The following is a 6805-nucleotide window of genomic DNA, read 5'->3' on the forward strand; positions in this document are numbered from 1 at the left end:
CTTGTATCCTTTCTTATGCCTTTTTGGATGGAATGTTGGCCCTTTTTCCCGCAAGTGCGAAAAATGCAAGAAGAAGTGCGAGTACTATGCCGCATGCCGCGGGGATGTACATGTAGTATCTGTGGAAGAGGCTGTTTTCGGATATGGTTGCTGCCTCGGCCCACAAGGCTTCTGCCTGAAACTGTGGTCCCTGGAACACCAGGCGTCCGCGGTTGTCGAATATGGCGGAAATACCGGAATTTGTGCAGCGCACAAGGTAGCGGTTCTGTTCAAGGGCCCTTAGCCCCGTCAAGGCCAGATGCTGCCAGGGGGCAGAGGTGTCGCCAAACCAGGCGTCGTTGCTCACGTCCACAAGAACGTTTGCACCCCTTGCCACGCGCTCCTGGGCAAGCCAGGGAAAGACTGCTTCGTAGCAGACAAGGGGCCCCAGGGAAAGAGAGCCCAGGCGCAGGGGATTTGTGCGTGTGCCCTCGGAATAGGCGCCTATTTCCTGCAAGAGACCTTCCAGAAACTTCCAGCGGAAGAACGAGGGCACGTATTCCCCAAAGGGGACCAGATGTTCCTTGTCGTAGCTTCCGGCAGGATAGCCGTTGGCGTCAAGGAGCCAGACGCGGTTGTAAACCTGTCTTGTACGGCCAGGGCCTGCCTCCTGGCCCGGAGCTCCGGTCAGAAGGGGCATTTTTGCCTCTATGACCATGGTCATGAGGCTGCGGGTATGGTGCGAGCGCGCAAGATCGAAGGGCATGGCCGTTTCAGGCCAGAGGATGAGCCCGCGGGAAAGATAGCTTTCAAGCGCAAGCCTTTCCTCGTCGTTCCTTGCCCTTTGCCTGGCCTTTTGTACTGCAAAAAGGCTCAAGTCCACATAGGTCTTCACTGTGGAGGTACGGAAGGATTCCACCCACTTCTGGTTCTGGTCAATGTTGCCCTCGACCAATAGGACAGGAAAGACTGTCTTGTCCTCCGAGAGCTTTGGCAGCTGGAAGGCAGCCTCCTCCGGGCCCACAAGCTGGGCCTTCTCCGGAAGGCGATACATCCCGTAGCCGCCAATGAGAAGAGCGCAGACAAGGCCAGCGACAAGGCCCTGCCATCTTTGGGCAAAGATGGCGCCACCTATGACCATGGCGCAGCCGGCCCAAAGTGCACCCGCAAGGGTGGCACCCAGGGTGTCCGCAATCTGCAGACTCCAGGGAAGGGGGGCAAGGGCGCCCGAGAGGGGCAGCCAGGGAAAGCCTGCGACAAGTGCGTAGCCCAGTTCCAGAAAGTACCAGACAAGGGCCATGGCAAGCGATGTCAGAGGCACCTCTTCCTTCCAGAAGTAGCGGCTTGCAAGGGCAAAGAGCCCTGCCTGGGTTGCCAGAATCACGCACACCAAAAGGGCGCAGGGGATGGCAGCGGCAAGGGGCAGGCCGCCCACGTTTGTCATGGGCACGTAGAGCCAGTAGAGGGCAAGAACGTGTCCAAGACTTCCTGCAAGCCAGGCTGCAAGAAAGGCTTTTTTAGGGGTGGGCTCTGTTTTCCCAAGAAGAGCCAGGCCCAAAGGATAGAAGAGGACCAGGAAGGGCAGGGAAACGAGCTTGTTGGGGAAGCCGAGCCAAAGGCCAAGGACAACGAAGGTCAGAGCCAGGAAGCGTGCTTTGGGATGTGCTATCATGTATGATGGGGCTTGCGTCAAAAAAGACCCGTGTCAGGCAGGCCTGGCAGGGTCTGAAGTATTTGAAGGCACCAGGGCCAGGGGATGGGAAGAGCACAAGCCCGGGGCTCAGGCAGCGGGCTCTTCTTCCTTTTCCTCGGCCCTTGTCATGCGCAGGCGCTTGACGTGCTTCTTGTCCGCATCAAGGACAGTGAAGATCCAGCCATCCAGGGTCATGGTCTCCCCGACAGCCGGCACGTGCCCGAATTCCATGGACAGATAGCCGCCAATGGTGTCCACGTCCTCGGACGTGATTGTGGGGCCAACCTCTGCCAGATCCTCGAGGTACACCCTGGCGGACATTTCGAAGACATTGTTGCCAAGGTCCGTGATGGTGTCCTTGGCAGGCTTGTCGTGCTCGTCCTCGATGTCGCCGAAAATCTCTTCCAGGACGTCTTCCATGGACACAAGGCCGCTTGTGCCGCCGTATTCGTCCAGGGCAACGGCAATATGCTGCTTGCGCAGGCGAAATTCCTGCAGGAGCGAGGGAAGGCTCTTTGTTTCCGGCACGAAGAATGCGTCGCGCATGATGCTGGAGACGGGGTTGTTCAGGGAAGCTGTGTCGTTCAGGCAGGCGAGCAGATCCTTGGCGTGGACAACGCCGACGATATTGTCCCTGTTGTCCCTGTACACCGGCAGGCGGGAGTGCCCCGAACTCATGACAGCCGCTGCCACTTCGCTCAGGGTGGCGTCGTCCGCAACACAGTCTATGTCCGCCCTCGGCGTCATGGTATCCTGCACCTGCAGTTTGTTGAAACGAAGTATGGCCAGGAGCATTGCCTCCTGGTCAGGCGCCACTTCCCCGTCTGCGCGGGCGTCAATAATGGCTTGTTCCAGACTTTCTTCCGGATCGTGGCCGAAAAAGTGTCCCAGCCGGCTCCAGAATCCGGGACTATGGCCAGAATTGTCGCTGTCCAAGGTCAGCTCCTTTGTTGAGGGTTGCTTCGCCTGCCCCAAGTGTTTTCAAGGGCAAGCTGCGGGAAGGGGTCCCGCAAAAAAATCTTTACTCTTCTTAACTTGTTCGGGCGGATCGGGTCAACAGACAAAAAATCCCGGAAAGTCCGGATATCCGGACCCCGGGATCGATTGCACTGGGTGTGCTACCGCATCTTGCCAAGGCGCAAGAGCCCAAGCTTGTGCAAATGTATCTCAAGGCAGTCCACCGCTGCGGGCGTGACACCGGAGATGCGGCCTGCCTGTCCAAGGCTTGCCGGCCTGACCCTGCAGAGCTTTTCCACCACCTCTCCGGATAGACCCGCCACTGCCGTGTAGTCGAGATCTTCCGGAAGAGGGGTCTCCTCAAGGCGCAGGCTGCGCGCAACAAGGGCCCTTTGTCGCTCGATATAGCCCTTGTACTTCACATCTGCCTGTATGGTGCCCAGGGTAAAGTCGTCGACATCCTCCAAAAGTGCGGAAAGCTCAGTATCCTTGCCTGCAAGCTCGCAAAGCTCCACCTCGGGCCTGCGCAGCACATCTGCCAGGGTCATGCCTGCCACGGAAACTCCCCTGACCTCTGTGCCTGAGCCTAGGCGCCTTGTTTCCAGATAGCTGTCAGCCTTGGCGCATAGTTCGCGCCGTCTTTCGAAGGCCTCCCACTGCTTATCCCCCACAAGGCCAAGCTCGCGACCCCTGGGGGTTAGGCGCATGTCCGCAGTGTCCTCGCGCAAGAGCAGTCTGTGCTCTGCCCTTGAGGTGAACATGCGGTAGGGTTCGAGTGTGCCCAATGTGACAAGATCGTCCACAAGGACAGCCATGTAGGCCTCGTCGCGGCGCGGCATAAAGGGCGGAAGATCGCGCAGGCGGCAGGAGATGTTGAGCGCAGCCCACATGCCCTGGGCCGCAGCCTCCTCGTAGCCGGAGGTTCCGTTGATCTGGCCAGCAAACCACAGGTTTGGCACAGCCTTGGTCTCAAGGGTCTTCTGAACCTGCAGGGGATTTGCGTAGTCGTACTCTATGGCGTAGCCGGGGCGCACCATGACCGCGTGTTCAAGGCCATGGATGGAGTGGATCATGCGCTCCTGTATGTCCAGGGGCAGGGAGGTGCTGATACCGTTGCAGTAGACCTCTGCCCAGTCCAGGCCCTCTGGCTCAAGGAATACGTGGTGGCGCTCCCTTTGCGGGAAGCGGGCAACCTTGTCCTCTATGGATGGGCAGTAGCGCGCACCAGTGCCCTGGATGACGCCCGTAAAGAGCGGGGATCTGTCAAAGCCCTCGCGGATGATGTCGTGCGTGGTCTCGTTGGTCCAGGAGACGTAGCAGGGGATCTGGGGCAGGGAGGGTCTGGGACCGTGGAAGCTGAAGCAGGGCAAAGGATCGTCCGAATACTGGGCTTCCAAAACGTCGTAGTCTATGCTTGTGCCAAGAAGGCGCGGCGTTGTCCCTGTCTTCAGGCGGCCAAGCTGTATGCCAAGCGCTGTCAGGGAGGAACTGAGTTCGGTTGCAGGCTCGTCACCAAGGCGCCCTGCCGGCATGTTGATAAGGCCTATGTGGATGCGGCCGGAAAGGAAGGTTCCTGTTGTGAGCAGCATGTGGCTTGCATAAAAGCGCAGGCCAGCCCTTGTTGTCACACCCGTCACCCTTTTGTCGTCTGCCACAAGGCCTGTCACCTGATCCTGCCAGATACGCAGATTTGGGAGAAAGAACAGGGTCTTGCGCACATTTGCCATATAGGCTTGTCTGTCCATCTGGCCGCGGGTGGCCCGTACGGCCGGCCCCTTGCTCATATTGAGGACGCGCATCTGTATGGCCGAAGCGTCTGCCCAAAGGCCCATCATGCCGCCAAGGGCGTCGATTTCCCGCACCATGTGGGTCTTGGCAAGGCCGCCTATGGCAGGATTGCAGGAAAGATGCCCTAATCTGTCCAGATTGCCTGTGACAAGCAGGGTCTTGTGTCCAAGGCGGGCGAGGGCAGCGGCTGCCTCGCAGCCGGCATGGCCTCCGCCAACGACTATGCAGTCAAAGAAGGGAGTTGAGAGGTTTGCGTTCACGCATGCTCTCCAAGGACTATTCTGGCAAAGACTGCTGCGTCACGCAGGGTGGCACTGATGGAGGAGTGCTCGTTTGGCTCGTGGCAGGTGTTGAGGATGGTGGACCAGGCGCAGGCGCACAGCCCCGTCTTGCGCAGCAGGCAGGCCACAGTGCTGCCGCCAATGCCGATGAGCCTGGGCTCAATCCCCTCTTCCCCAAGGGCATGGGAGAGGGCCTGTACCACCTTTGCGTCCTTCGGAGTCTCGGACGCTTCCGTGAGGCTGTCGAGTTCCACGCGCACTGTTGCGCCTACGAAGGCGGCTGCACTTTCGGCAAGAACCCTGGCCTGTTCGTACACCTTTTGGGGGTCTACGCCGGGAAGGGCGCGGCAGTCCATCCAGAAGATGTCCTGACCGGGCAGGATGTTGGTGGCAGACACGTTCTTTTCGTGCATGGTAGGGGTAAAGGTACAGGTTGAAGGCTCGAAGAGCGGGTTTTCTTCAGGGAAGAAGCCGTAGAGTTTGTCCATGGCCATAACCACATTTGCCATGGCCTGCAGGGAGTTGACACCCTTGCCGGGAGTCGAGGCGTGGCACTGGCTACCTGTCACCGTGAATTTCATGCGGAATACGCCCTTTTCGGCTATCTCGATAAGACTTCCATCAGGCGAGCCACTGTCCGGGATGATGTACAGATCGTCCTTTTTGAAAAGATCCGGGCGCTCTTCCAAAAGATGCGCCATGCCCATGGTGTTGCCGCACTCCTCGTCGCTTATAAAGACAAGCTTCAGGGTGAGGTTGGGGGTGACATTGCCTTTATTGAGGGCATGAGCGAGGACAAGCATGGATGTGAGGGCCTGCTGATTGTCCTCGACACCGCGCCCGTACAAGAGATCCCCCTTTTGCACCACATCCCAGGGATTGGTCTTCCAGAGGCTTGCCTCGCCCTCGGGCACTACGTCCATGTGGGCAAAGAGCCAGAGTGCACGCTTGCTCTTTCCGGGGATGGTGGCCACAAGGTTGGGGCGAAGTCCTCCTTCAACCCTTGTGTCCTTCGCGTCCACGTGGAGAATATCGCCTACACCCTGGGCGCACAAAAACTCTTCCACATAGCGGGCCTTGGCTGCCTCGCCGGGGCCTGCGTTTTCCGGACCCACTGCGCGAAAGGCAGTGAGCTTTTTTTGTATGTCGCAAACAAGGTCCGAACTCTTGCGAACAGTGTCCAGAATTTCGTCCAGGCTTGTCTGTACTTTCTTGACCATAAAGTCCTCGCATATGGCATGTGGGAAAAAACTGCTGCAGGACATAGCGCAAAAGGGCCTGGCGGACAATGCCCGGGGCCCTGACTGTCCATGCCCGGACGGGCCCGGCATGGGACAAAAAGAAAGAGGAGGCCAAAACCTCCTCTTTCCATATGTGGCAAATGCCTTGAATTTTGCCTAGCGGCCCTTGGCTGCACGCTTGGATGCCTTCAGGGGGTTGACCTTGGCAGCGGCAGTGACTTCGAGCTTCACATGGGTGGCAAAGTTGCAGCGACCGCCGCTCCACTTGGAAGTGGGGTTGGGGTAGCTGGAACAGAAGGTCTCGCCCTCAAATTCGCGCAGGCGATCACAGCCCTCGCACTTGTCAATGGCAGGAGACAGGGTGAAACCGTTCATGACGACGCCTTCGGGCGTCCTGGTAGCATTTTGCAGAGCCTGCATATGTCCCTCCCGGCGCTGGGCGCCGTACGTATTTTTTTGAGCTTTGTGTGCCAGGCCAGCGCGAATGACGGCAAGAAAGGGGCGCGGCATGGCGGAAAATTGGAATGGCACTGTAAGTCCCACCCTCTTCCCTGTCAAGTTCATTTTTTCGCCATTTTTGCAAATCCGGCCTTTGGCCAGGCTTTTTCTTTCCCTTCCTCTCTGAGCAGCAAGCCCTGCGGAAGCTCTTTTCTTGCCGGCCGGCCTGCGCTATGACACCAAATTGTCACACTGCACAGATAGGTCTTGACCCTTCTTTGCAAGCCCCATGTTTCGGCGGATCCCGCCTGCATCATAATATTTGACATCCTCCCCCGCCTAAAGGCGGAGGATTCCCAGCGGAAACAAGCTAGCTTGATCCCTGGGCGGGTTCCGCTTCAACGAGGCAAGGAGCCTCTCCACAGGCT

General features: G+C 58.5%; 6 protein-coding genes. All 6 read right to left on the bottom strand.

Features of this window, described 5'->3' with window-relative positions; translation table 11 throughout:
• Nucleotides 1–13: 13 nt before the first annotated feature.
• The 6 genes from lnt to B5F76_RS12120 all read right to left on the bottom strand — a co-directional run bounded on the left by lnt (nucleotide 14) and on the right by B5F76_RS12120 (nucleotide 6694).
• The gene (gene lnt / locus B5F76_RS12095; RefSeq protein WP_087354918.1) at nucleotides 14–1651 is read right to left on the bottom strand and encodes an apolipoprotein N-acyltransferase; all 1638 of its coding nucleotides are present in this window, start codon (nucleotides 1649–1651) and stop codon (nucleotides 14–16) included.
• Between the two features lie 108 nt (nucleotides 1652–1759).
• On the bottom strand, nucleotides 1760–2608 hold the full coding sequence (locus B5F76_RS12100) for a hemolysin family protein (RefSeq protein WP_087354921.1): 849 nt from the start codon (nucleotides 2606–2608) through the stop codon (nucleotides 1760–1762).
• A 182-nt stretch (nucleotides 2609–2790) separates the two neighbouring features.
• Nucleotides 2791–4677 carry a tRNA uridine-5-carboxymethylaminomethyl(34) synthesis enzyme MnmG gene (gene mnmG, locus B5F76_RS12105; protein WP_087354924.1) on the bottom strand — a complete coding sequence of 629 codons (1887 nt, stop codon included), beginning with the start codon at nucleotides 4675–4677 and terminating at the stop codon, nucleotides 2791–2793.
• Nucleotides 4674–5918 carry a M20 family metallo-hydrolase gene (locus B5F76_RS12110; protein ID WP_162608832.1) on the bottom strand — a complete coding sequence of 415 codons (1245 nt, stop codon included), beginning with the start codon at nucleotides 5916–5918 and terminating at the stop codon, nucleotides 4674–4676. Before B5F76_RS12110 ends, mnmG begins: the two co-directional genes overlap by 4 nt.
• Before the next feature lie 177 nt (nucleotides 5919–6095).
• Complete coding sequence (locus tag B5F76_RS12115; protein WP_087354936.1) at nucleotides 6096–6359, bottom strand: PxxKW family cysteine-rich protein; 264 nt, start codon at nucleotides 6357–6359, stop codon at nucleotides 6096–6098.
• Between the two features lie 140 nt (nucleotides 6360–6499).
• The gene (locus tag B5F76_RS12120) at nucleotides 6500–6694 is read right to left on the bottom strand and encodes a hypothetical protein (RefSeq protein WP_087354929.1); all 195 of its coding nucleotides are present in this window, start codon (nucleotides 6692–6694) and stop codon (nucleotides 6500–6502) included.
• Nucleotides 6695–6805 lie beyond the last annotated feature (111 nt).

Origin of the sequence: Desulfovibrio sp. An276 (assembly GCF_002159665.1) — a bacterium.
Lineage (GTDB): Bacteria > Desulfobacterota > Desulfovibrionia > Desulfovibrionales > Desulfovibrionaceae > Desulfovibrio > Desulfovibrio faecigallinarum.

Coding starts and splice junctions, on each gene's coding strand:
- lnt (WP_087354918.1), bottom strand. CDS start 1,651: ATGATAGCACATCCCAAAGCACGCTTCCTGGCTCTGACCTTCGTTGTC.
- B5F76_RS12120 (WP_087354929.1), bottom strand. CDS start 6,694: ATGATGCAGGCGGGATCCGCCGAAACATGGGGCTTGCAAAGAAGGGTC.
- B5F76_RS12110 (WP_162608832.1), bottom strand. CDS start 5,918: ATGGTCAAGAAAGTACAGACAAGCCTGGACGAAATTCTGGACACTGTT.
- B5F76_RS12115 (WP_087354936.1), bottom strand. CDS start 6,359: ATGCAGGCTCTGCAAAATGCTACCAGGACGCCCGAAGGCGTCGTCATG.